The sequence below is a fragment of the Exiguobacterium sp. AT1b genome, from assembly GCF_000023045.1.
GTDB lineage: Bacteria > Bacillota > Bacilli > Exiguobacteriales > Exiguobacteriaceae > Exiguobacterium.
In genome coordinates this window covers 1,825,373-1,851,103 of record NC_012673.1, presented here as the reverse complement: position 1 = coordinate 1,851,103, position 25,731 = coordinate 1,825,373, and the positions used below count along the sequence as shown (strand labels likewise).

Below are 25,731 nucleotides of genomic sequence, written 5' to 3'. Positions count from 1 at the left end.
GATTCACCCTTCTTGATTAGGATTTACAATCTTTTGTTCGACCATTTCGACCAAACCCGCTGTCAAATCAAGCATCGTTTGCGTAGACATTAAATGGTCCTCTGCATGAAGAAGCAATAAAGAGACGTCTGTTTTTTCTCCATTCGCTTCTCTTTGGATTTGTGAAAAGTGTGTTTGATGTGCTTCTTTTAATTGTCCACGTGCCTCATCAATCTTTTCTTCGAACGTTTCATAAGAACTCGTTTTATACAGTTGAATCGCTTCCTGAATCGTACTTCTCGCATTGCCACTGTGCAAAATCATCATGAATGCCATTTGCTCCAAGGTTAACTCGTCTACCTGTTCCACGTTGTTCACCCCATTAATTTCATCGCTTGTTCGTATGCAGCTTTTCCATTCGCCGTGCCGTATGCCATCATATCGATCACTTCAATCGGTGTTGATGTTTGCGCTTTCAATTTATCCAACAAGAAACGCATTTGTGGACCAATCAAAATCACATCTGCCTCGTCCATCTCCGTTACGACTTGATCTTGACCGACTGCCCAAATCTTCGCCTCATCCCCGATTGATGTGGCATGATCTTTCATCTTTGTTACGAGTAAACTCGTCGACATCCCTGAACTACACGCTAATAAGATTTTCTTCATGTGTCCTCACTCCTTATTTGAAATCGGTTACATGTTTTATTATACACATGATTAATTTCATGTCTATACTTGATTTAAACTTTGTTTAGTTTTTAAATTCATAAGTGTATATCAAATTAATAGGAGGACGGGATATGAGCGCTATTCTTTTAAAACCACACTATCAACACCGACTTTGGGGAGGGGAACGGCTGAAGCAATTTGGATTCGAATTCAATGACCCTTCAATTGGTGAAGCCTGGACGGCTTCTGCATTAGAACAAGGCAGTTCAACCGTTGTTTCCGGACGTTACGTTGGTCTTTCTTTGCGTGAACTCTATCAACAACATCCAGAGTTGTTTCAAGTTAAAGCGGACGTGTTTCCGCTACTGATTAAATGGATTGATGCAAATGATGATTTGTCTATTCAAGTTCATCCTGATGATTCGTTAGCGGAACAACTCGAAAACGAATCATATGGAAAAAATGAATGTTGGTATATTCTCGATGCTCCAGCAAATGCTACACTCATTTACGGTCACTCCTATGCCACCTCAGAAGACTTCAACAAAGCGCTTGAAACAGGCGATTTGGAACACGGCTTGATACGAAAATCGATTCATGCCGGTGATTTTTTCTATGTCCCAGCTGGAACGGTCCATGCATTGACAAAAGGGGTATGCGTACTGGAAATTCAACAAAGTTCGGACACAACCTATCGTCTATACGATTACGAGCGACTGGATGTGACGACCGGTCGTCCACGTGAACTTCACGTAGAAAAGGGCATTCTCGCTTCTTTCGTCCCTCACATTGGCTATAGTGAACCAATCCGTCAACTCGATCACTTTCGAACACGTTTGACGAAGAATCCATTCTTCTTCGTGGAAAAATGGCATGTTACAGCGAAAGAAAAGATTTCGACCGACACGTTCCGGTTACTATCTGTCGTGCAAGGAACATTAATCATTGATGAGATGGAAGTACCTACGGGAGGTACACTCCTTCTCCCGGCCAATGAGTCGTTCTTGATTGAGGGAGAAGCGATTTGTCTAGTGACTGGTGTTCCTTCCGATGAAAAACAAGCTGTCCGAATCGGGATTGATTTAGGAGGGACGAACACTCGGATTGCGGCTGTTTCACTCAAAGGTGAAGTACTGAAACAACTCACGTTTAACACGCAGCCTCAACTTCCTTTCGAAGAGACACTAAAATCTATTGAGACTGCGATTAATCAATTCAATGTTGAATTCGATATCCAGCATGTTGGAATTGTGGCTCCCGGTCCACTCGATTTGAAACAAGGGATGTTTTTAACGCCTCCAAACCTCCCGAATTGGCACAATCAAAAAATCGTTGAGCCTTTAACACAGCGCCTCGGCTTTTCTGTCACCCTTGAAAACGATGCGAATGCAGCAGCTCTCGCAGAAGCTAAATTTGGAGCAGGAAAAGGATTCGATGCTGTTTTTTATGTAACAGTCAGCACTGGAATCGGTGGCGGTTATGTCTATAAACATCAAATCATTCGAGGGGCGAACGGCAGTGCCGGTGAAATCGGAAATATGATTATCCGTTCGAACGGACCAGTTCACCCTGTACTGAATCGAGGCTCTCTCGAATCACTGGCTAGTGGTACGGCACTCATGAATCGTGCAAGCGAAAAGGGATATACAAACGTCCCTTCGCTATTATCAGATGACGAGTACCGCCATCACTTCGTCGAGGAACTGGCTAGCGGACTAGCTAACATCATTCATACCGTCGATCCTGATGTGATTGTATTAGGAGGCGGCGTCATGATGTCGGCCTCATTATTTTGGAACGAATTACAACAAGCAGTCTCGAATAAAATGTATCCACATGCTAGTGGAAAAACGCGTCTCTGCCTCACTCAATTGTCAGGAGATGCGGGTGTGATCGGCGCTGCCTTTGTCGAAGCATAATGAGGTTTGAAAAAAAAACGGACATTCATCGTGAATATCCGTTTTTTTGTATACAGAAATGTGAAATAAATCAAAATTATACTTTGCGAATCATCTACAGTTTCTTTTCTAGATTGAGTTAGATTCGTTTACTTTAGCGTGGTAACGTGAAATGATAATGATAACAACTCTTTAAAGTGAGGTGACGGTGTGTCTACCACAGAGCACGAACAAGCGACATCTATTTTGCATCACCTCTTTACCGCCTCTTCTTTTGTCGGAATCGATTTCGGTTCTGGTCCGAACCATCATCTTCTCTATTTCAGTCGTCAAGGACTGGAATCTTGGATCTCCATTGAGGGACCGTGGCATGTCCATGCGACGCAAAGTACGTTTGATGAAGGTGAACAACTCGAACAGCTCATGCGCTTAAGAAGAGAGCGCATCCATCACGTACGCCTCGGTGACGAACACCCCCATCTCGAACTAGAATTTGAATCCGGATCTCTTCTCTTCATCAATGGATATCAAGAACACTTTGAGTGCTGGCAAGCAGGAGACGCGAGACCACTTGGTGGAGACGCCTATCTATTGGTCGCGATGCCGCAAGGTGAACTTGCTGTCTTTGCAGATGGAGACGACGAATGAGCACATGGATGGAGATTGTCTTGTATATGTTGATTGCCGGGGGCGTTAGCCTCGCAATCATCTTATTGCGAAAGATTACGAAAGCATGAAAAAAAGCGGCCGCGGCCGCCTTTTTCATTTGACTGATTCCTCTTCATATAAGCTCGCGCCTTGCGAACGAATCACCTCTTGATACCAGAAGAATGATTCTTTCCGTTTTCGTTCTAACGTACCGGTACCGTCGTCATGTCGATCCACATAAATGAAACCATACCGTTTGCTGTACTCGCCTGTCGAAGCACTCACTAAATCGATACAGCCCCAACTCGTGTACCCCATCACTTCGACACCATCTTCGATTGCGTCTATCATCCCTTTCAAATGATCACGTAAGTAATCAATCCGATAGTGATCATGAATCGTTCCGTCCGACTCGACTTGATCATATGCACCTAATCCATTCTCAACGATGAATAATGGAAGCTCATAACGCTCATATAATTTGTTTAAGATGACACGAAGTCCGGTCGGGTCAATCTCCCATCCCCAGTCGCTCGCTTGTAAGTATGGATTTTTGACCCCACTCATGATATTACCTTCCGCTTCATTCTGGTCTTTTTCAGCCTTTTCAGTGCGCGACATATAATAACTGAGCGAAAAGAAATCAACTGTATTTTCTTTTAGGATTTCAAGGTCGCCATCTTCCATTTCAAGTTCAATGCCGTTCTCTTGGAAAAAGCGTTTTGCAAAGCTTGGGTATTTCCCGCGTACGTGAACATCTCCACAGAAGAAGTTCATCATCCGCTCAGCATCGTGGGCATACCAAACATCGTCCGGGTTTGAGCTGTATGGATAAACCGGAGCTGCAATCAGCATACATCCGATTTGCATCGATGGGTCAATCTCGCGGGCCGCTTTCGTCGCGAGTGCACTTGCGACCAGTTGGTGATGAAGTCCTTGATACGTAAGTTGTAATGTGTTCTCTTCTTCTCGAACTGCGATTCCGAGACTGAGCATCGGCATGAACTGCGCTCCGTTGATCTCATTGAACGTCAACCAATATTTGACCTTCCCTTTATAACGTTCGAACAAGACGCGGCTGTATCGTTCGAAATAGGTGACTAAGCGACGGTCTCGCCACCCTCCATAATGCTTCGCAAGATGTAAGGGCATCTCATAATGAGAAATCGTCACGAGTGGTTCAATGCCTTGGGCGACCAACTCATTGATGACACGATCATAGAATTGGAGTCCCTCCTCATTCGGTTCCACTTCATCGCCGTTCGGGAAAATTCGTGACCAGGCAATCGACATACGGAACGTCTTGAATCCCATTTCCTTAAAAAGGGCGATATCTTCTTTGTAACGATGATAGAAGTCAATTCCTTCATGGTTCGGATATGAATATTCATCATGTAACTCAAAATCAAACGCTGGGTCATGAATGATTTTCATTCGCTGTTTCCCACCTGGCATCACGTCTGCAATCGAAAGTCCTTTACCGCCTTCCTGATAACCGCCCTCTAGTTGATTGGCCGCAGTGGCCCCGCCCCATAGAAAATCACTTGATACTTGTTTCATGTTGTCTCCTCCTTTGTTATACAATGACTCGCAATACGCCATGATTCGCTTCTACCGTTCCTGTGTAAGTTGGCAATACGTCTAAATAATGATCGGTATTTGTCACAATGATTGGCGTGATAGTCTCATATCCTTCACGAGTGATGGCCTCTATATCGAATCGGACGAGCAATTCGCCTTCTACCACTTTCTGCCCATCCGTAACGACCGTTTCAAAATACTGTCCATTTAGTTTGACCGTATCTAACCCAATGTGAATCAATACTTCCACACCTGTATCAGATCGAAGGCCAATTGCATGTTTTGACGGGTAAACCGTGACGATTTCACCGTCAAATGGAGCATACACTGCTCCTTCTGAAGGCATGATGGCAATCCCTTTCCCCATCGCCCCACTCGAAAATACTTCATCACGAACCGTTTCAAGCGACACGACCTCTCCTTTTAATGGAGCTGAGACCGGAAAGCCTACCTGCTCAGATACAGACTGGGCGACCTCTTGTGCCTGCGACTCGACCGTCGCTTCTTCTTTGTGGAAGACCATTGTCAACACGAGGGCGACCACTGTTGCAACCGCCATTCCAATAAATGCGCCGTAAAAGGCTAAATCGACACCTGTTGCCGGAATCATGACAGGGATACTAAAGATTCCGAGTCCTCCCATCGCATAAGCCGCCGTACCGAACAGACCACCAATGACACCACCTGCGGCTCCACCGATCATCCCGAAAACGAATGGCTTCTTACGAGGTAACGTTAATCCATACATCGCCGGTTCTGTGATTCCGAAGACACCCGCAATGGTAGAGGAAGTTCCCAAACCTTTCACTTTTGGACTTTTCGCCTTTAACGTGATTGCTAAAACAGCACCGACCTGACCAAACGTGGCCATCAATACACCGACAACAATCGTATCCATACCAACGACTGATAAGTTATTGATGATGATTGGCACAAGTCCCCAGTGAAGACCGAACATAACGAGCACTTGCCAGAATGCACCGATGAATGCGATCGCGATGGTTGGACTTAGTTCATATAAGAATGAGTATCCGTTCGCCAACCCTTGACTCGCATACGTCGCGACTGGTCCGATTGCTAAAAACGTTAGCGGGACAACGAGTAACAATGCCATCATCGGCGTCGTGAAGTTTCGTACAGCTTCATGCGTATGACGGTTAAAGAATGTTTCGACTTTTGAAGACACATATGTCGCCAAGATAATCGGGATTACTGAAGACGCATAACTCATTAAGACGACAGGTACGTTAAGGAACGTTAGAGACTCACCTGCTCCTTGAATTGCCACAATCGATGGATAGACAAGCGCCCCACCGATGATCATCCCAATATACGGGTTTCCACCAAACTTCTTAGCCGCCGAATGTCCTAAGATCACAGGTAGGAAATAAAATAGTGCATCCGCCGCAGCATTTAAGACGACATATGTGCCCATTTCTTCTGTCAATAATCCAAATGCGACAAGGATGGCGAGCAACCCTTTTAACAGACCACTACCTGCCATCGGTCCAAGAATCGGCGTAAAGATTCCGGCAATCACATCAATCAATCGGTTGAATACTCCTGATTTTTCTTCATCATCAGTCGAAGATGTCTGGAAACCACCAACGTCAACAACCTCTTTGTAGACGTATGGTACATTGTTCCCGATGACGACTTGAAATTGTCCTCCACTTTGAACGACCGTGATGATGCCATCTTGTTCCTTCAGCGTAGTCGCATTTGCCTTTGATTCATCTTTTAATTTGAAACGCAGTCGTGTCGCACAGTGAAAGACACTTTTGACGTTATCTTTCCCACCGACATGCTGCACAATCGTCTCTGCCAGTTGTTTATATTGGTCCATCTTGTTCACTCCTCATGTTTTTGGATAAAAAGAAAAACCTAAATCACTACACAAATAAAGGTGTAGTCATTTAGGTTTGGCCTGCGTCATCAGTAACCATCCTTAGGATCGACGTTCTTTCATTAAGTTTTCGATATGAATCATCATATACAGCCGTTCGTCCATCGATACGTCGTAATGATATTTCGTCGCAATCAACCCGGCGATTTTTTCAACGCATTCGAACGCTTCCGGGTATCTCTGCTTCACCATCAGGAATAAGGTTTCGTCACCCGTTGACTTGACCTTCTCTCCTGATGCAAGGCGCTGCACAAAATATTTTAAATGTGTCAAAAAGCGTGCATACGCGTATGACTCTTCGTCCAATTCGATTTGAAAATGGTACGTAATGATCGTCAGAATCGCTTGCGTGGCTCTCGTCATCTCGGTAACAAGATGCAGGTTCTCACCTTTGACACCAGACATCGTCGCATTGACGAGATGTAAGGCAATCGCTACCGCCTCATCTTCATCAAGCTTGACCTCGTGCCGCTCATTGATCAGTTTAACCGCTTCTTTTCCGATAGCGAACTCCGGAGCATAAAATCGTTTCACTTCCCAAACGAGAGGATTTCGAATTTGGATTCCATCCTGATACCGACTAAGCGCAAAATGTAGATGGTCCGCTAGTGTCACATAGAGCGAATCATGAATCGGTTGTGTTAATCGCCCTTCGGCTAATCTGACAATCTGTTTCACCGTCTCCATCTCATCCGTCGGCATTTCATTTAAAAAGTGAACAAATCGCTCATAGCTTTCTTTACTCTCGAGCGTAAAGATTTTTTCGATTCGTGTCTGGTCAATCGGATCACCTGGTCGCTTTTGGAACGCAATCCCACGTCCCATCACGACCTGCTCTTGACCGTTCGCATCGATGGCTACGACATTGTTGTTGAACACTTTTGAAATATGCATGGTCTCCTCACCTCGCTCTCATTCAACTGAACTGAAAAGAAAAAAACCTAAATTCACACCAGAATCCAATATGGAGTCATGGCATCAATTTAGGTTTTGCCTGCATCACCAGTAACAATCCCAAAGTGGATTTTCTTCTTTTCGATATAAGCATACTCCCTAGAAATCTTGACGTCAACATAAAATTAAAACGCTTACATCGTGACCGTTTTACTCTTCGAACAAAATCCGTTGCATCCGCTCTGGCGCATCTAGATAGTCGCGCATGACCTTTACATGTTCCAGATCGTCGAATGCAGTCGGAGTAAGGCCCGTCTCCACTTGTAAAATCATCGCACCTGGATAAGACATCAAGATAGGTGAATGACTCGCAATGATGAATTGACTGCCGGATTGGACAAGTTCATGCATGCGTGCGAGCATCGTCAATTGGCGCATCGGCGACAATGCGGCCTCTGGCTCATCCAAAATGTAAAGCCCCTCTCCACGGAATCGATGCAACATGAGGGAGAGAAACGCTTCCCCGTGCGACTGCTCATGAAGGGAACGTCCTCCGTATGATTCATAAAACCGTTCAGGATCTCGCCCTGATTTCGCCATCTCGTCCACATAACTTGATAGCTGATATGCCGTCTCGGCACGTAAGAAAAAGCCATCTTTTGGACGATACGGGCCTCGAATCGGACGAAGCGCTTCAAACAAGGAACTATGCGTCGACTCTGTTTCAAATTGGAAGGAAGGTGCTCCGCCTTCTGGATTGAATCCGGCCGCCACGGCCATCCCCTCAATCAATGTCGACTTCCCACTCCCGTTCTCTCCAACAAGAAAGGTGACAGGATGATGAAACGTCAGTTCATCGAGTGTCTGAAAGATTGGTAACGAGTACGGATAACCCGTTGAATGGATGCGTTCCCTCTCTAACCGTACCCCTCGTAAAAATAAAGTCATGTCCATCCGATCCAAAACGTCGCCCCCTTATCTGAATCGACCCCGTAAGAAAGTCCTTGTGCGTCAAGAAGTAATTTCGTGATAGCGAGACCTAGACCATGTCCGTTCGAACGGTCTCCTTTCACATACATATCCCAAATGGAATGCTGGATGGTAGGGTCAATTCCCTTCCCTTCATCTGTCACTTCTAATCGATTCGAGGTTAGCGAGATGGTGATGTTTCCCCCAACAGGGCTCGCCTCATACGCATTTCTGATAAAATTCGAGAGCACCCGTTCCATCGCCAATCGATCAGCTTGGATTGACACCTTTTCGAGTCGGAGGTCGAGTGTCACGTCTTTTTGTCGGAACCACTCGGACATGCGTGGCGTCAATCGACGAATCAATTCATCCAGTTGAATCGATTCCATTTCAAGGGGAATCGAACCAGCGGACAACTTCGAGTATTCAAGCATCTGATTGACGAGTCGGTCAATCCGGTCCACTTCCTCGGTAATGCTTTTACCGGTTGTGGCCATCTCTGTTTCATGGACGACACCGAGCTCTAATAGTTCCGCCTCATTTCGAACGATGGCGAGCGGTGTACGCACATCGTGTGTAACTCCAGAGATGAATGATTTTTGAAGCGCCTCTTTTTCTTGAAGTGATGCGTTCATTTGTCCGATGGTGACGGTCAAATCCCCAATCTCATCGTTCGTCACGCTCGGCAAACTAATATCGTGTCGTCCCTCCATAATGGATGCGGTCGCTTGTTTCAACTCGACGAGCGGTTGCGTGAGCCGACGACTCATCCAAAACGTGACAGCGATGGCGACAAGTAGGGCCAGAATAAACCCACCCGCTAAGATGAGGTAGATTTGCTGGAATTGTGGATTCGAGAACGGAACGGGGCTATACGTCACGACTTGAATATCCCCTTCTTCTTGTAGATACGTCAAGAATCGGGTGCCATTTACACTCACTTCGTCCTGAACCGATAAGTCATTCGGGTCGAGGCTGATCGGCATCATGCGATGCATCCGTCCACCTCGTTCGAACTCGATCCGCTGCCCATTTTGGAATACAAGCACGTCAAGTTGCCCCGGGATTCCACGTCCCTCTTGAATGGCTTCATACACAATCGCCGCCTCACGCTCCAATTGTGCGTACGTCTCCTCTTCTGCGAAGCGTCCGATCAATAATGACGTGAGTCCGAATGTTAAAAGTGCCATCACGGCAAGTGGTAGAATGGCCGTCCAAAGTAACTTCTTCATTAATCGATTCATGACAGTCCCTCTAATCGATAACCGACCCGATGAACGGTCTTCAATTGTTCTTTTAAGGTCGGCGATTTGTCCCGCAGTTGTTTAATATGGGTGTCGACCGTTCGTGTATCTCCGACGAATGCGTAATCCCATACGTCGTCGAGCAAACGGTTCCGGTCTAACGCCTCCCCGACATGTTTCCAAAGATACAGTAGCAATTCATACTCTTTATTCGTCAGTCGAAGCGGATGTCCGTTCTCTTGTACCATTCTCGATTTGACGTCGATGGTGAGCGCCCCGAACTGAATCATATCCGTCTGTTTCACGAGACGCTTCAATCGAATCTCCAACTCTTTTAACACGATGGGTTTGACTAAATAATCGTCTGCGCCAAGTTCCAATCCGAACACGCGGTCATCTGCCTCACCGCGGGCCGTCGTCAAGATGATAGCGGGTGTAGGATGTTGCGCTTTCAATGTCGGAATCAAGGTCCAGCCTTCTCCGTCAGGGAGACGGACATCCAATAAGACCGCATCAAACCGTTGATGTAACTGTTGCTTCGCCTCACTCAAAGTCATCGCCACGGTCACCTCAAATCCGGAATATGTTAAAAAGCGGGACATGCCGTCCGCCAGTTTTAGTTCATCTTCCACAACGAGTACGTTCATCTCATATCGCCTCCACCTCCATTATATCGTACCCATCGAACGTCCCACCGTTTCCCAAAGACAATTTGCAGAAATCTTGCAACTCCCTCACAACTTCTAACGCCTTCAGTCCTACACTTGAATTAACAAAGGAGGAGATACACATGAAATCAACAAAACTAGCAATCGCCTTAGCCGGTCTATTGGCCGTCTCAGGCACAGGCGTATATGCCGCGACGAATGACACGACGACTGATGAATCACCAACGACGGAATCCACACAATGCGAACGTGGTGAACGAGGTCCTGGTATGTTCGGTGACCGGGAAGCAGGTCATGCCGCTCTCATCGAAGCGCTCGGTTTAACGGAAGAAGAAGTGGATGCGGCTCGTGAAAACGGGCAATCTCTCCCTGAACTCGCAGAAGAAAAAGGCATTTCAATTGAAGCGTTCATCGACGCCATCATGACGTCGCATGAAGAAAAACTCGCAACCGCTGTGGAAGAAGGGAACTTGACGCAAGAAGAAGCCGATCAAATTCTTGCGGATCACGAAGAACGGTTTGCCGATGTGACAAGTTACGATGACTTGGAAGATATTCGTGGTATGCGAGGTGGACGTGAAGGTGGTCGTCATGGACACGGTCCACACCATGATGATACTTCTTCTTCAGATGACGATGCTTCAACAGAGAGCGACAGCAACGTAGAAAATCAAAGCAACAGCTTATAAGTCAAAAGGGCAGTCACTCGCGGTGGCCGCCCTTTCTAAATGAATCTAGACATTTTATTTCCGGTTAGATTGCTCTTGTTTCTTCCTTTCTCGGATCTCTTTCTCTACTCGTCGTAACGCTTTCTTCGATCCCCGGGCAAAGTCGTGAGCCTCCTTACGTTCCTGATACGTCGTGAACAACGTATCTAAATCATAGTCAGCCGGATAGAGCTCTGTCGCGCGTGCCTCAAGACGAACGCGGCGGCTCGGCAACTCTACATATTCCGCATCTACGAACACGCGGACATGTCGACGCGATGCATCAAACGAATAGACAAGACCGACTTGATTCGTCTCTAACAAGCGGACACGGTCACCTTTTTCAAAGTGCTCTGCCTCTTCAAGTGGTACCATTTCCACTTCTCGCGTAATTTTAGAATCATCGACTTTCGTCATATCATACGTTTTCTCGTTCATGTAACGGGATGCCTGTTTCAGAATCGATTCCGGTAACTTCATCTTACGGGCGATAAAGAGGGCGTTGCTGTCGCCAGACTGTCCCATGAGCAGTCTGTATTTCGGTTCAAGCGTTTCCGGGTCAAACTGCATCGCAGCGTTCATGAAATCCGGGTGCGCTTCAGAATACGATTTGATTTCTCCGTAATGCGTCGACGCCACAACAATCGCGCCCCGTTTATATGCCGCTTCTAAGATGGCAATTGCAAGAGCCGCCCCTTCGTTCGGTTCCGTCCCGCTTCCGATTTCATCGAATAACAAGAGCGACCGTTTTCCAGCGGTCTGCATGATATTCGCCACATTGTACATGTGTGCAGAGAACGTACTGAGTGCCGACTCTAAATCCTGATTATCTCCGATATCGACGAACACCTCATCAAATGTCGAAATGACTGTATCGGTGTGAGCCGGGATATGCAGTCCCGTCATCGTCATGAGACTAAGGAGTCCAATCGTTTTCAAGACGACCGTCTTCCCTCCGGCGTTCGGTCCGGTGATGATCAAGCCGCGATAGTCTGTACCGATGGCAAAGTCGAGTGGAACGGCGCTTTCTAAAAGTGGATGACGTACTTGCTTCAATCGGATGCGACCGCTCACATTGACGTGTGGTGTCACCCCGTCAATCGACTGACTGTACTTCCCTTTGGCGAAGACCATATCGTACTGGGCGATGACATCGAGCGTCGATTCGATGTCAGGAAGGACTTCTGTCACCGCTCCCGTCAACGTCGCTAGTACTTGATACACCTCTACCGCTTCTTCCGTACGCTTGACGACGAGTTCAGCATTTAACTTCGCAATCGCTTCCGGTTCGATAAAGACCGTCGTCCCACGATTCGAGGTATCCACAATCGTCCCTGCCACTTTATGCTTATAAGAAGCTTTGATTGGAATGGTGAAGCGGTCCTGTTTTTTCGTGACGAATCCGTCTTGGATCATCTCGCGATTGGCCGCGCTCTTTAAGAACTTGGTCAATCGTTCCTCGATTCGTCCTTCTAAAATGTCGACTTGCTTACGAATCCGCTTCAACTCTTTCGATGCTTCATCGACGACCTGTCCGGCTCGAATCGCTTGTGTGATGTCTTCTTCTAACGTTCGCCATTCGCCCATACCGGCAGCGTAAGCCGAAAGAAGCGGGGCAAAGAATTCATGTTCGAGCATGAATCGCTTCAACTTGCGTGCTCCCCGTAAAAACTCAGCGACCGCTTCAAGTTCTGTTGCCTCGAGTTGAATGCCTCGTTGCAACTTCCCGATAATGGTTTCCATGTCAGACACACCGATGAACGGGACGTGTGACGTCGCATCTAAAATCGCGCGGGCTTCGGATGTTTCTTGCAGACGCTTCTTCACCGTCGCCATGTGGCTCGTTGGGCGTTGCTGCCTGAGTAATCGTCTCCCGAATCCGCTGATGCAGAAGCGCTCTACTTTCATCATCAATTCGTTGTATTGTAATTTTTCAAATGTTTGTTCGTTCATGTGTCTCTCTCCTCAAATCGTAGAATCGAGATACCGCGCAAACAAAAAAGCGTCGGTCGATGACGACCAACGCAAAAAGACAGACGGGTGTCTGGCAGTTTTTGATGGGCGGTATCTGTAACGGAACATGACGGCATGACAAAAAGACGTGTCATCCGACATTTTTCAGTTCGTTAGGCAGATACAACCTCACTCATCAACATGCAACACCTTTCTTAACTTAGATTCGTCCCTACTATACAACAGATTCATCCCCTTGTAAAATTTTAGAGAACGCTTTCAAAAAAAGACTTGTGTCTCAAACCGACACATGTTATGTTGAACGTGAAGAAACGAATAGCGATCACATGTGACTGATTCGATCAGGCATGGGGTAAGACGTACGGTGCATGCCACCCGTCTATACTCCATGCCTGTTTTGTTTTTCGGCGTTTTGTTTCAAGAAAGGATGTAATTGATATGCTATGGAATAAGTTAATGAATCGACACAAACCGACACTGCACTCACCAATGGAAGGAGACGTCATTCCACTCGAACAAGTAGCGGACCCGGTCTTCAGTGAAAAAATGATGGGCGATGGCATTGCCATCACACCAACAGACGGCGCTGTCGTCTCACCGGCTGATGGGGAGATTGTACAAATCGCTCCGACAAAGCACGCCATCGGCATTCGAACCGAGGATGGGGCTGAGATTTTGATACACGTCGGACTCGATACTGTTGAACTCGAAGGTCGACCATTTGATCTTCAAGTAGATGTGGGCGACCACGTTAAGACGGGACAGCTGTTACTCACAGCAGACTTGGCGCAAATTCATCAAGCTGGTAAGGACACGGTCACGCCAATGGTCGTGACGAATGGTGGCGCACTTGCCCATCATTACGCCTTCACGTTCACGAAGGAAGCTGTTCCGGGCAAGACGATTGTCGCCCGAGTGGAAGCGTGACTCCGGAATAAGGAGGACACATGATTAAAATCAAAAAGATTCTAAACAACAATGCGGTCATCGTCTCAGACGAGGGTGAAGAAAAGATTGCGATTGGTCCTGGCGTCGCGTTTAAAAAAGCGAAGAACGACATCGTCAATCCACATAAGATCGAAAAGTTGTTCATCATGCCAGAGAATGACAAGTTCCAACAGTTGTTGAGCCGGATTCCCGTTGAACACTTCACCGTTTCCGAGGACATTATCTCTTATGCGGAAAAGCGTCTCGAGACATCCTTCAACGAACATATCCACATTGTCTTGACCGACCACATCTCGTTCGCCATCGAGCGGGAAATGGATGGGATCTCATTACGCAACAAACTGTTGAACGAGATTAAAATCCTCTATCGGAATGAATATGAGATTGGACTATGGGCGATTGAGCATATCGCTGAAAAGCTCAACGTCCAAATGCCGAAAGACGAAGCTGCGTTCATCGCGCTTCATATTCATACGATGAAAGTGAAAGGAGGTGATTTACGCAAGACGGTCAAACAGACAACAATTGTCCGCGACATGATTCAATCGATTTCACGACGACTCGATGTATCCATTGAAGAAGATGACTTATCCTACCAACGATTATTAACTCATTTACGGTTCGTCATGGATCGGGTCAACCATTACGATCATCATACGATTGATGAAGACATGCTCCGCATGATTCAGACGAAGTTCACGTCTGCCTATGCGTGTGCATCAGATGTCGCAAAAGAAATGGAAGAGACCTATGGCATCGTCTTGCCCGAGTCAGAACTTGGTTATATTACGCTTCACATCCAACGTCTACAAGATCAACACCATCAAAAAGGAGGAAATCAACAATGATGAACTTTTTCCAACGTCTCGGACGTTCCCTCATGTTACCGGTCGCCGTACTACCGGCTGCTGCCATTCTCATGGGGATTGGTTATTGGATTGACCCAGTCGGCTGGGGATCTGAAAACATTGCCGCTGCATTCTTAATTAAAGCGGGGGCCGCGATTATCGATAACATTCCAATTCTTTTCGCAGTCGGGGTCGCGCTCGGAATGGCTAAGAACCGTGACGGTTCAGCAGCACTCAGTGGTCTCGTTGCCTTCTTGACGGTCACAACGCTTCTCTCTGCAGGAACGGTTGCGTTGTTCCAAGGCATCGACGTAGAAGCCGTCAACCCGGCATTCGGGAAGATTGGGAATGCTTTTGTCGGGATTCTATCCGGTCTCGTCGCCGCTTCCATGTATAACCGCTTCAGTCAAGTCAAACTGCCAGATGCTCTCGCCTTCTTTAGTGGGAAGCGTCTCGTACCAATCATGACAGCCTTCTCGATGATTCTCGTCTCGGTCGCCCTTTACTTCATCTGGCCGGTCGTCTATACAGGTCTCGTCGGATTCGGTGAATCGATTTCAAAACTTGGCGCATTCGGTGCCGGACTTTACGGATTCTTTAACCGTCTCTTGATTCCAACTGGTCTTCACCACGCCCTCAACTCGGTATTCTGGTTCGACGTCGCAGGAATCAACGACATCGGAAACTTCTGGTCAGGTCAAGGTGAAAAAGGTGTGACAGGGATGTACCAAGCAGGTTACTTCCCAATCATGATGTTCGGTCTTCCGGCCGCAGCACTCGCGATGTACCACACAGCGAAAACGAAACGGAAAAAACAAGCCGCTTCACTTCTTCTCGCAGCGGCATTCGCTTCATTCTTCACAGGGGTAACAGAACCGCTCGAGTTCTCATTCATGTTCCTCGCTCCTGTTCTTTACCTTGTACACGCAGTCCTTACAGGAATTTCGCTCTTCGTTGCGGCAACGTTCCAATGGACAGCCGGCTTCGGGTTCAGCGCAGGCTTGGTCGACTTTATCTTGAGCTCACGCTTGCCGCTTGCGAACCAGCCGTATATGCTCATCGTTCAAGGTCTCGTGTTCGCAGTCATTTACTACGTCATCTTCCGCTTCATGATTGTGAAGCTCAACTTGGCAACACCAGGTCGTGAACCAGATGAAGTCGTCGATGCGGTTGCAAGTGAGACGGCAGACGGTGAAGCGAAAGTCGCTCCGGTCGCATCAGCTTCAGGTAGCGAATACTCAGCAATGGCACATATGATTTATGACGGTCTCGGCGGTGACAGCAACGTCACAGGCATCGAGTCGTGCATCACACGCCTACGCGTCGATGTCAAAGACATGGATACGGTCAACCAAGATCAAATCAAAAAAGCCGGTATTCCGGGAATCAAAGTCGTCAGTCCAAACCATATTCAAGTCATCGTCGGCACAAACGTTCAGTTCGTCCTCGATGAGATTGAAAAAATCCGTAGCCACCGCGCCGGATAAACGTCGAAAGCCACCTCATTCAGGTGGCTTTTCTTGTTTGGCTGTATATTGTTTATAAAATTGAATGAAATAGTAGAGGAAGATCCACGGTAAGATGTACTGTGTGAGCCACATGAAAACCTTAAGTACTGTATGTACAATATATGGCCCTAGCCCAAATAAAAATAATGCGACTAGTAAAGCGCCGCCTAAACCTATGTATATCTTTTTATTCAACTCATCCACCCCCTTATTTTCCCAGTTCAGTGTAACATAAAGAGCCTGCCGCAACCGGACAGGCTCTGACTACATTTGACGAAGTCGGGAAATGCGTTCGACTGGATCGGGATGTGTCGAGAATAGACCACTCACCTTCTTCTTAAGTGGATCGGAGAAGTAAAGCGGTGCCGAGGCACTCGACGCTTGCTCGACGGGTGTCTCGACGTTGGCAATCTTCTCAAGCGCCGAGGCGAGCGCATCTGGGTTTCGGGTCAGTTCCGCCCCACTCGCATCTGCCAGAAACTCGCGATTCCGGGAAATCGCCATATTGATGAGCATGGCGATGAGCGGTGCCAATACCAACAGGACGAGTCCGATGATCATGAAAATTGGATTCTGGTTTTGATCGCGTCTTCCACCGATACTTCTGAAGAACAGCATGCGCGACCCGATATCGCTCATGATAGCGATGACTGAAACGAGTGCGAGCGTGACCGTCGAGAGTCGGACATCATAATTTTTAATATGCGCGACCTCGTGCGCAATCACCCCTTCTATTTCTTCTCGCGATAATCGATCCAACAGTCCCGTCGTGACGGCGACAGCCGCCTTTTCTGGCTTCAACCCCGTCGCAAATGCGTTCGGCGATGGGTCGTTGATGATAAAGATGCGCGGCATCGGCACTCGCGCGACCATCGCCATGTTTTCGACCGTATGCCATAAAAAGCGGTGTTCTTCCACCGATGTCACTTCTTGCGCCCGATTCATCTTCATGACGATGTTCGTGCTCGACATGATGACGATACCGACATAAAACAACGAGAAAATAGGTGTGAAAATTAACCCTGGAACTGCGTCCCCGTAGGTGACGTAGGAAATCGCCGCCCCAACGAGAAGGACGAATAGGACAAACCCTGTGACGATGAAGACCGTCTTCACTTTATTCTTTCGAATCTGTTCATAGAGGAGCATACGCGCCACCTCGATTCATCAAAACGAAACGCGAACGTTCTCGCGCTCTTCGGCACGTGCCTCGAGCATATCGCGCTTTTCGAAATGATGGACGGAAGCGATGATATTCGTCGGGACCGATTCGATTTTCGTGTTATATTTCATGACCGTATTATTATAGAGCTGGCGCGAATACGCGACCTTATTTTCCGTCTGTGTCAATTCTTCCTGCAACATCTTGAAGTTCTCGTTCGCTTTCAAGTCCGGATACGCCTCACGAAGCGCGAAGAGATTTTTCAGTGCTCCACTCAATTGATCGTTCACTGCCATTTGGTCCTGACGATTCGACTTTTCTCCGAGCTGGTTTCTCAGCTCGACGACCTTCGCAAGCGTTTCTTGCTCGTGTTTCGCGTAGCCCTTCACCGTCTCGACCAAGTTCGGAATCAGATCATACCGCCGCTTCAACTGTACATCGATTTGAGCCCACGCCTCATCGACCCAATTTCGATATTTGACGAGCCCGTTGTACATCGAAAAATAGATGAGTACGAGCACGACAACCGCTACAATCGCAATAATCCACCCCATGTCGGCACCTCATTTCTTCATTTTCTCCTGTATTAATTCCCTCTCGTCGTATAACATAAGCGTAACTTAGAAAAATATAGTCAATGATTCATATTTACTGTGAGTTGTCTCATGATTTCATACAAAAGGAGTGTTTCGATGTCTATTCCAACCATCGTTGTCGCCGTGAAAGCGGTGATTGTGCAAAACGACCAGATGCTCGTCATCAAACGAGCAACAGATGACGAGGTCCACCCTGGAACGTGGGAGCTCGTCGGTGGTAAGCTCGATTTCGGCGAAACGCTCGAACGGGCCTTAGAACGAGAAGTATTTGAAGAAACCGACCTACGTGTCACGGTTCAACACCTACTGTACGCTACGACATTTTTAACCGATCCAAACCGCCAAGTCGTCCTTATGACGTACTTGGCTCACCCCATCGCAACAATCGTCACATTGTCCGAAGAGCATAGTGATGCAAGATGGGTGACGGCTAATGAAGCCCGACAGCTGTTACCTCAACCGATTCTCGATGATTTGGATTCACATGACATATGGTCCTTGCTTCAACCAAAACCAATCCACTGACAGGAGTGTTTGCTATGCTTGTGACTGACCTCGATTTAAGATTGACGGAATTATACGAAGAAATGGTGTCCCTAAGACGCCATTTTCACCAATATCCTGAACTGTCTTTTCAAGAAGTCGAAACACCAAAGATGATTGCCTCGTATCTCCGTGAACTTGGGATTGAAGTACGTGAGCACGTTGGTGGCAATGGGGTCGTTGGTCGAATCAAAGGCGGTGACGGTCCGACCATCGCATTACGTGCCGATTTTGACGCTCTTCCCATCCAAGATGTGAAAGATGTCCCGTATCGTTCAAAAGTGAACGGGGTCATGCATGCGTGTGGACACGATGCCCACACGGCGACCCTTCTTGTTTTAGCGAAAGTATTGACTGAGATGAGTCTTCCAGGAGACGTCGTATTGATTCACCAGTTCGCCGAAGAATTGGCTCCAGGTGGTGCCAAACCGATGATTGAAGACGGCTGTCTCGACAATGTGGATTATATATACGGTGCGCACATTTGGACGCCACTTCCGTTCGGGACGATTGGGGTGAAAACAGGTCCTGTGATGGCTGCGGCCGATCGCTTTGAATTGACCATTACAGGAAAAGGTGGACATGGCGCGATTCCGCAACATACAGTTGATGCCCTCATGGTTGCTGTGAACGTGGCGAATCATCTCCAACAGGTCGTCAGTCGGCGAATCGATCCGCTCGAACCTGCCGTGCTGACCATCGGTACGCTCCACTCCGGACAAGCATTCAACGTCATTGCCGAAGAAGCCAAATTATCCGGTACCGTACGTACATTCACTCGGGAGACGCAAGAAAAAATCATCTCCGATATGGAGCGGATCATTCGTTCCGTCTGTGAGGCGAGCGATGCTGATTATGAATTGGAGTATATAAAAGGATATCCTGCTGTCGTGAATCATGTGACCGAAACGGAACTCGTCCGTGAGAGTGCGGTGGAGGTCGTTGGTGCAGACGGTGTCATTGAGATGGCACCACTCATGGTCGGGGAAGATTTCGCTTATTATGTCGAGCACGTTCCTGGTAGCTTTTTCTTCACAGGAGCAGGAAATCCCGAGCTCTCTGCAATCTTCCCGCATCATCATCCCCGCTTCGACGTGGATGAACGAGCGATGTTGCACACAGCCCAAGTCTTGTTAGGGGCTTTACAACGAACGTGGATGACACACGAAAAAGAGGGCTGATGCATCGCATCAGTCCTCTTCTGTAATTGGTTCTTTTAATTCTGAAACAAGCACTTGGTCGACACGCTTTCCGTCCATATCTACGACTTCAAAGCGAAGACCGTACGCTTCGACCACATCGCCCCGTTTCGGAAAATCACCGAGTGCATAAATGACGAGTCCTGCGAGCGTATGATAGGAGTTGCGCCCTTCGTCGAATCGGTCATCCCGAATCTCGAACGTTCGCTTCAAATCCTCGATTCCGAGTAACCCATCCGCCAAATATGATCCATCTTCACGACGTACCACTTCCGGTGTATCCTCTTCAATCATCACCTCTCCGACGATTTCTTCCAAAATATCGAACAGGGTGACCATGCCAAGGAATCCGCCGTATTCATCTAAAACAAAGGCGATTTCGACACCATTTTTCTGCATCATTTGAAGCACTTGGCTCGCCTCTCGTTGTTTTGGAACGATGAGCGGCTGTTTGATGCGCTTCAAAATTTGTGACGGCTCACGCAGTGTCGGCAACGTCAAGATGTCACGTACGTCGATGTACCCGACAAAGTCGTCAAGCGAGTCGCGCCCGACCGGTAACTTGTTATGTTTACTTTCATAAATCGATTTCTTCATATCGTCCATGTCATCTTCTAAGTCGACCCATTCGAGCGTCGTCCGTGGCTGCATGAGCTCATAAATCAATTGATCATGAAACGCAAAGACCCGTTCGACTTGTCGAACTTCTTCATGAGCGAACTGTCCTTGTTGAGCGCCCTCAAACAAAAGTTGTTTGATCTCAAGTTCGGTCTCCCCACTCGTCTGTTCCGCCTTCAATCCAAGGAGTTTGAACAAGAAGAGTGTTGACTTCGATAAAATCCAAATGAACGGTTTCATCACCTTGCTGAATAGATCGAGCGAAGGAATAATCGCCATCGTGACTTTCTCAGGCGAGACGAGCGCGATCCGTTTCGGGACCAATTCACCGATAATCAGGGATAGATACGTGATAATTGTAACGACGGCTACATAAGCAACGGTTCCGGCATACTGCGTACTCATCCCGGCTTGTTCAAACGCCGATGCGAGCGGTGCCGAGAAGCGTGCGCCCCCGTAGGCCCCGTTAATAATCCCAATCAATGTGATTCCGACTTGAACGGTCGACAACAAATCTGTCGGGTCTTTCGAATAATGAAGCGCAATCTTGGCACTTCGTTTCCCTCGATTTGCTTCAACCTCAAGTTTTGCAGGTTTCGATGAGATGAGCGCAATTTCTGTCATCGCAAAAATCCCGTTCAACACAATCAAAAACAAAACAATCAACAAATCAATCACTATGGAAGAATCCACTTTTTTCATCACCTCAGCTAATTTTTAACCATACTGCTTCATTTTATCAAAAAATCGTTACCAACCTGTACCCGTTTTGCTCAGAAAAATAGCCACTCCTCAAGAAGTGGCTTCGTTGACAGCTTGTTTGGCGATGGCTGCCGTCTGAGACTGTTTAAAGAGAATAACCCCGACAAGAAGGATGGTGAGCCCTCCAATTTGTCCAGCCGATAATGTGATTTGAGGCATCCCGAAGGCGCCGTACAAATCGACGACTAATGCCCAAATGAGTTGTGACACGAGAATGAGTGACACGGACAACGTGGGTCCAAGAATCTGGATGCTTCGCATGACACAGTACACGACACCGACCCCAAGCAAACCACCGAGCCAATAGATTGGCGATAAGTCACGTAATCCAGCAATATTTCCTCCAAATAATACTAACGGGATGATGGATCCAACCAAACCAACAATAAAGACCAATACCGTGGTGGCCCATGCCCCTAAATTTGTATTCATTTTCGCGTTGACCGCCGCCTGTACGCTAATAAATGCCCCAGCCACTGCCGAACAGATGATACCAAAAATCATATAATCCCTCCTTACTCATAAAACATGCCGTTCGCACGTTCCTTCAATCGCTCACTGTTTAAGATGATCACTTCTTTTCTCGTTCGTTTGACCAATCCTTCATCCACGAATGCCTGTAGCGTTCGGTTCAAGTGACGATAACTCGTCCCGAGCCATTCTGCGACTTCTTTCCGTTTCAGTTGACTCATCTCCGCTTGAAACAGTTCATTCCCAGATTCACTGAGTGAGATCAAGTAACCGGCCAACCGCTCTTCGAGAGTCGACATGAGATGATTCGACGAGGCGTTTGCCTCAATGAATAATTTTTCGGACACGCCTCGTAACAGATGCTCCGTGAATTCGACCGTGCGATTATATCGTCGAAGCGCCTCGAAAGGGATACGCAGACACGTTACGGGACCGACCGCTTCAACCGTATGCAATACATTGCGTCCGCTCGCATACTCGATATCTCCAATCAATGTTGGAGCAGCCTTCAGACGCAACAATCGCAATTTTCCTTCTTCACTGAGCGTATAAATTTTGACGCGCCCTTCAAGGACGACGAATAAAGATTCGATGTGTTGATCGTTCGAACATAACATGGTCCCGGACGCATACGTCACCACGGATGAGGACTCAAGCGTTTCATTCGAAAACAGATGATTCCACTGCAATCGTGTCAGTGCATCCATAATATTCATCATGTAAAATGAACTCCTTAAGAAAATGTATAGATTCCGATGCCGACGACCATCAAGACGAGTCCCATGACCTGTCCCGTGTTCATCGGTTTCCGTTTGACACCAAACCAACCATTCAAATCGATGATGAAGGCTCCTACTAATTGTGCCACAAGCAATACACAAATTGCCCATGTAACCCCGAGTTGTTGAATCGCCGTCAGTTCGCCGAAGACAACGAATACCCCGAACAATCCTCCCAAACTATAATACCAAGGCACACGCTTGAAGGCTGTCATGTCCGCATCTCGCTTGAAGAAGTAAATCGCGAGTGCTAACAGAAGTCCGACAAAATGAACGATTGTGACGGACATCCATGCGCCTACCGCGTCTCCTAGTTTTGCATTAAAGATTCCTTGAAGGGCGATGAACGTCCCTGATAAGATGGCAAATAAAATTCCCATGTCATTCCCCTTTCTCTTCGTCTGACTTTACGAAAAGAGAGATGACTTGAATAGGACATATGTCCAAAAAATAAAAAAGCAACTTCAACATTCGAAGTTGCTTCACACGATTATCCGAGTAACTTAACAAGTTCTTTCCCGACCGCTTCAGAAGACTGAGGGTTCTGACCCGTGACGAGACGTTCGTCAACCGCCACGTTCACCGCCCAGTTGTCAGCTCCTTTGAACTGCCCGCCTTGATTGCGTAGTCCTGTTTCAAGTAGGAACGGGACGGCAGAATCGAGCTGCATCTCTTTTTCTTCTGCATCGGTGAACCCTGTCACCTGTTTATCTTTAACGAGTGGCTCATCGTTGCTGAGTTTCACATTGACCAATCCAATTGGTCCGTGGCAAACTGCCCCGACAATATTTCCACTCTCGTATACATTGCGAATGACACGTTGTAACGTTTCATTTTCTGGGAAATCAACGACTGTCCCGTGACCACCCGGTAAGAAGATTGCATCGTACGACTCGTCTGCTACTTGATCGAGACGAGCTGTGTCTTTGAGCAATTCCCGTGTATTGAGAATGTCTTCTGACAAACCATCTTCTAAACTATTCGCATCGATTGGCACGTCTCCACCTTCGATACTCGCGACCGTCACTTTATATCCTTCTTTTTCGAACAATAAATAAGGAACGGCAAACTCTTCAAGCCAAAGTCCCGTTGCATGACCATTTGATAATTGATTTGCTGACGTCGTGACAATCAGTACATGTTTCGACATACTCAATTCCTCCTTCAATAAAATCAACATACGACTCTACTGTTCCCGATTCATCATCTGTTAAACCCAATGACCTGCCGTCTCACGACAAGGCATATCTTTTTTTGACCTGGTGATTTATTCATCCTCCCTTTTTCTTCCGACCTCCTATACTGAGGAGGAATCGCAATTCTAGTCTATGAAGGAGACGTGTGCTATGACGAAACGAATGAACGACTGGGGGTTTCTCATTGTCGTCGCCATCATCATCCTATTACTTGTGCTCGGTCAGTTGCCGTTCTTCATGTAATCTTCACGAACATTCTTTACAAACTGTAGTATGATGACCTTGTAAGCACTTACATCAAACCTGATATGAAAGGATGGAGTTCACTATGTCAGAACGCATTTTCATCAGTCCGGCCAAGTATGTGCAAGGGAAACAAACGATTGACCGCATCGGAGAGTTTGTCGCTCACTTCGGTTCAAACGCTTTACTCATCGCGGATGACGTCGTATGGGAGTTGATCGGCGAACGGGTGACCAAATCTCTGCAAGCGAGTCAGCTCAAAGCGACGAAAGCCGATTTTGTCGGAGAAGCTTCGAAGCATGAGATCACTCGAATCGCTAGAGATGCTAAGGAGAGTGACACAGCGCTTGTCATCGGTCTCGGCGGTGGGAAGACGCTCGATACAGCAAAAGCGGTCGCAGATGAATTGGATGCGCGCATCGTCATCGTACCGACCATCGCCTCTACGGATGCACCAACGAGTGCATTGTCGGTCATTTATACAGAGGAAGGCAATTTCGAAAGTTACCGTTTCTATAAAAAGAATCCAGATCTCGTCCTTGTGGACACGGAATTGATTGCACAAGCACCGCCACGCTTCTTAGCGTCAGGTATTGCCGATGCATTAGCCACGTGGGTGGAAGTACGAAGTGTCCTGGCATTCGGAGGCAAGACGATGGCTGGCGGCGTCCCAACGCTTGCAGCGGAGGCGATTGCCGAACGGTGTGAAGAGGTTCTATTCACATACGGGATTCAAGCATATGAAGCTGTCAAAGCAAAAGTCGTCACACCTGCGCTTGAAGCCGTTGTGGAAGCCAATACCCTATTGAGTGGACTTGGCTTTGAAAGCGGCGGCTTGGCTGCAGCCCACGCCATTCACAATGGATTCACCGCGCTTGAAGGAGACATCCACCATTTGACGCACGGTGAAAAAGTCGCATTCGGAACACTCGTACAACTCGCACTCGAAGGACGTCCTCAAGAGGAGTTCGAACACTATGTCGCCTTTTATATGGCTCTCGACTTACCGGTCACACTCGAAGAGATCAAATTGAAGGATGCGTCTCGAGACGACATCTTGAAAGTCGGGAAAGCCGCCACGGCAGATGGCGAAACGATTCATAGCGGTTTCGATGTCACAGCTGAAGAAGTTGCAGACGCCATCATCGCTGCCGATCGCTATGCACGTCTTTATAAAGAACATCTATAAAAAAACAACGAGAGGAAGCTCACACGGCTTCGTCTCGCTGTTTTTTGTTCAAAAAGAATGATAAGAGAATTCCGACTCCCATACAGCTGACCGTCAAAAGGAAGAACGTCAGCTGATTCATATAGATGATATTCGTGAACTGGTTCCATCCTTCTGCGTACGACTCATTGGCTGATAAACGAATTCCTTCTCGAAGAGACGTCGCCTGTGATTGGTTAGTCATCCAAGCTATACCGGCCATGACGAAACTTCCGATCGCTAAACTGACCTTTCCAAACGGTCGCACGGATGCGACGACTCGATGTGTCAAACGAACGGTGATCCAAATAAACAACAACAGAAACGGCCATCCAATTAAGAGAACAATCCAGTATAGATTCCCTTCACTCGGTGTTTCCGAGTAAGGGGTCGTCATCACTTCACCAAGCTTAAAGATTCCGAACGTGATCAACGTCACGATAAACCATGCTTTTATCAATTTCTCCATCTCAACACCTCGTCCTCAGTATAGCAAAAACACCGTATGC

General features: G+C 47.3%; 26 protein-coding genes. 9 read left to right on the top strand and 17 right to left on the bottom strand.

Annotated features, from left to right (window positions below):
- Positions 1-3: 3 nt before the first annotated feature.
- Positions 4-348 (bottom strand): PTS lactose/cellobiose transporter subunit IIA, encoded by a 345-nt coding sequence (locus EAT1B_RS09560; RefSeq protein WP_041917964.1) that lies wholly within the window; start codon positions 346-348, stop codon positions 4-6.
- Positions 349-353: 5 nt separating this feature from the next.
- Positions 354-650 carry a PTS sugar transporter subunit IIB gene (locus tag EAT1B_RS09555; RefSeq protein ID WP_015880368.1) on the bottom strand — a complete coding sequence of 99 codons (297 nt, stop codon included), beginning with the start codon at positions 648-650 and terminating at the stop codon, positions 354-356.
- 134 nt (positions 651-784) lie between these two features.
- On the opposite strand from EAT1B_RS09555, the gene EAT1B_RS15650 reads away from it, so the two are divergent.
- A complete protein-coding gene (locus EAT1B_RS15650) occupies positions 785-2,572 on the top strand; it encodes a type I phosphomannose isomerase catalytic subunit (protein WP_015880367.1) in 1,788 nt (595 codons plus the stop codon).
- Positions 2,573-2,761: 189 nt separating this feature from the next.
- Positions 2,762-3,199 carry a hypothetical protein gene (locus tag EAT1B_RS15645; RefSeq protein WP_015880366.1) on the top strand — a complete coding sequence of 146 codons (438 nt, stop codon included), beginning with the start codon at positions 2,762-2,764 and terminating at the stop codon, positions 3,197-3,199.
- A 114-nt stretch (positions 3,200-3,313) separates the two neighbouring features.
- Here EAT1B_RS15645 and EAT1B_RS09540 read toward each other — a convergent pair whose 3' ends face one another.
- The 6 genes from EAT1B_RS09540 to EAT1B_RS09515 form a co-directional block, all read right to left on the bottom strand.
- Positions 3,314-4,759, bottom strand: a complete 1,446-nt coding sequence (locus EAT1B_RS09540; RefSeq protein ID WP_015880364.1) for a glycoside hydrolase family 1 protein — start codon at positions 4,757-4,759, stop codon at positions 3,314-3,316.
- 16 nt (positions 4,760-4,775) lie between these two features.
- Positions 4,776-6,626, bottom strand: coding sequence for a beta-glucoside-specific PTS transporter subunit IIABC (locus EAT1B_RS09535; RefSeq protein ID WP_015880363.1), 1,851 nt, complete (start codon positions 6,624-6,626; stop codon positions 4,776-4,778).
- A gap of 102 nt (positions 6,627-6,728) precedes the next feature.
- Entirely contained in the window at positions 6,729-7,580 is an 852-nt protein-coding gene (licT, locus tag EAT1B_RS09530; RefSeq protein ID WP_015880362.1) for a BglG family transcription antiterminator LicT, read from the bottom strand.
- A gap of 210 nt (positions 7,581-7,790) precedes the next feature.
- Positions 7,791-8,534: an AAA family ATPase gene (locus EAT1B_RS09525; RefSeq protein WP_193343267.1), complete on the bottom strand. Its 744-nt coding sequence runs from the start codon at positions 8,532-8,534 to the stop codon at positions 7,791-7,793.
- Positions 8,525-9,793: a cell wall metabolism sensor histidine kinase WalK gene (locus tag EAT1B_RS09520; RefSeq protein ID WP_015880360.1), complete on the bottom strand. Its 1,269-nt coding sequence runs from the start codon at positions 9,791-9,793 to the stop codon at positions 8,525-8,527. Before EAT1B_RS09520 ends, EAT1B_RS09525 begins: the two co-directional genes overlap by 10 nt.
- On the bottom strand, positions 9,790-10,440 hold the full coding sequence (locus EAT1B_RS09515; protein ID WP_015880359.1) for a response regulator transcription factor: 651 nt from the start codon (positions 10,438-10,440) through the stop codon (positions 9,790-9,792). Before EAT1B_RS09515 ends, EAT1B_RS09520 begins: the two co-directional genes overlap by 4 nt.
- Before the next feature lie 143 nt (positions 10,441-10,583).
- Between EAT1B_RS09515 and EAT1B_RS09510 the strand changes: the two genes are divergently transcribed.
- A complete protein-coding gene (locus EAT1B_RS09510; RefSeq protein ID WP_015880358.1) occupies positions 10,584-11,150 on the top strand; it encodes a hypothetical protein in 567 nt (188 codons plus the stop codon).
- A 54-nt stretch (positions 11,151-11,204) separates the two neighbouring features.
- Here EAT1B_RS09510 and EAT1B_RS09505 read toward each other — a convergent pair whose 3' ends face one another.
- Complete coding sequence (locus EAT1B_RS09505; RefSeq protein WP_015880357.1) at positions 11,205-13,121, bottom strand: mannonate oxidoreductase; 1,917 nt, start codon at positions 13,119-13,121, stop codon at positions 11,205-11,207.
- A gap of 459 nt (positions 13,122-13,580) precedes the next feature.
- Between EAT1B_RS09505 and EAT1B_RS09500 the strand changes: the two genes are divergently transcribed.
- The 3 genes from EAT1B_RS09500 to nagE are packed head-to-tail and all read left to right on the top strand — an operon-like array spanning position 13,581 to position 16,425.
- Entirely contained in the window at positions 13,581-14,069 is a 489-nt protein-coding gene (locus tag EAT1B_RS09500; protein WP_015880356.1) for a PTS glucose transporter subunit IIA, read from the top strand.
- 20 nt (positions 14,070-14,089) lie between these two features.
- A complete protein-coding gene (locus EAT1B_RS09495) occupies positions 14,090-14,938 on the top strand; it encodes a PRD domain-containing protein (protein WP_015880355.1) in 849 nt (282 codons plus the stop codon).
- On the top strand, positions 14,935-16,425 hold the full coding sequence (gene nagE / locus EAT1B_RS09490) for an N-acetylglucosamine-specific PTS transporter subunit IIBC (RefSeq protein ID WP_015880354.1): 1,491 nt from the start codon (positions 14,935-14,937) through the stop codon (positions 16,423-16,425). Before EAT1B_RS09495 ends, nagE begins: the two co-directional genes overlap by 4 nt.
- Before the next feature lie 285 nt (positions 16,426-16,710).
- Here the strand turns inward: nagE and htpX are convergent, their stop codons facing one another.
- Both htpX and EAT1B_RS09475 read right to left on the bottom strand, forming a co-directional pair.
- Positions 16,711-17,595, bottom strand: a complete 885-nt coding sequence (htpX, locus tag EAT1B_RS09480) for a zinc metalloprotease HtpX (RefSeq protein WP_015880352.1) — start codon at positions 17,593-17,595, stop codon at positions 16,711-16,713.
- A gap of 18 nt (positions 17,596-17,613) precedes the next feature.
- On the bottom strand, positions 17,614-18,162 hold the full coding sequence (locus EAT1B_RS09475) for a LemA family protein (protein ID WP_015880351.1): 549 nt from the start codon (positions 18,160-18,162) through the stop codon (positions 17,614-17,616).
- Between the two features lie 138 nt (positions 18,163-18,300).
- Here EAT1B_RS09475 and EAT1B_RS09470 point away from each other — a divergent pair, with 138 nt between their 5' ends.
- Positions 18,301-18,729 carry an NUDIX domain-containing protein gene (locus EAT1B_RS09470; protein ID WP_015880350.1) on the top strand — a complete coding sequence of 143 codons (429 nt, stop codon included), beginning with the start codon at positions 18,301-18,303 and terminating at the stop codon, positions 18,727-18,729.
- A gap of 14 nt (positions 18,730-18,743) precedes the next feature.
- Positions 18,744-19,928, top strand: a complete 1,185-nt coding sequence (locus EAT1B_RS09465; protein ID WP_015880349.1) for an amidohydrolase — start codon at positions 18,744-18,746, stop codon at positions 19,926-19,928.
- A gap of 9 nt (positions 19,929-19,937) precedes the next feature.
- Here the strand turns inward: EAT1B_RS09465 and EAT1B_RS09460 are convergent, their stop codons facing one another.
- The 5 genes from EAT1B_RS09460 to EAT1B_RS09440 all read right to left on the bottom strand — a co-directional run bounded on the left by EAT1B_RS09460 (position 19,938) and on the right by EAT1B_RS09440 (position 23,726).
- Positions 19,938-21,266, bottom strand: a complete 1,329-nt coding sequence (locus tag EAT1B_RS09460; RefSeq protein WP_031424263.1) for a hemolysin family protein — start codon at positions 21,264-21,266, stop codon at positions 19,938-19,940.
- A gap of 90 nt (positions 21,267-21,356) precedes the next feature.
- Complete coding sequence (locus EAT1B_RS09455; protein ID WP_015880347.1) at positions 21,357-21,830, bottom strand: DMT family transporter; 474 nt, start codon at positions 21,828-21,830, stop codon at positions 21,357-21,359.
- Between the two features lie 11 nt (positions 21,831-21,841).
- A complete protein-coding gene (locus EAT1B_RS09450) occupies positions 21,842-22,516 on the bottom strand; it encodes a Crp/Fnr family transcriptional regulator (protein ID WP_015880346.1) in 675 nt (224 codons plus the stop codon).
- A 14-nt stretch (positions 22,517-22,530) separates the two neighbouring features.
- Positions 22,531-22,956, bottom strand: coding sequence for a DMT family transporter (locus tag EAT1B_RS09445; RefSeq protein WP_015880345.1), 426 nt, complete (start codon positions 22,954-22,956; stop codon positions 22,531-22,533).
- A gap of 110 nt (positions 22,957-23,066) precedes the next feature.
- Positions 23,067-23,726 (bottom strand): type 1 glutamine amidotransferase domain-containing protein, encoded by a 660-nt coding sequence (locus EAT1B_RS09440; RefSeq protein WP_015880344.1) that lies wholly within the window; start codon positions 23,724-23,726, stop codon positions 23,067-23,069.
- A 374-nt stretch (positions 23,727-24,100) separates the two neighbouring features.
- Between EAT1B_RS09440 and EAT1B_RS09435 the strand changes: the two genes are divergently transcribed.
- A complete protein-coding gene (locus tag EAT1B_RS09435) occupies positions 24,101-25,204 on the top strand; it encodes a glycerol dehydrogenase (RefSeq protein ID WP_015880342.1) in 1,104 nt (367 codons plus the stop codon).
- Positions 25,205-25,223: 19 nt separating this feature from the next.
- Here EAT1B_RS09435 and EAT1B_RS09430 read toward each other — a convergent pair whose 3' ends face one another.
- A complete protein-coding gene (locus EAT1B_RS09430) occupies positions 25,224-25,691 on the bottom strand; it encodes a hypothetical protein (protein WP_015880341.1) in 468 nt (155 codons plus the stop codon).
- Between the last annotated feature and the right edge of the window lie 40 nt (positions 25,692-25,731).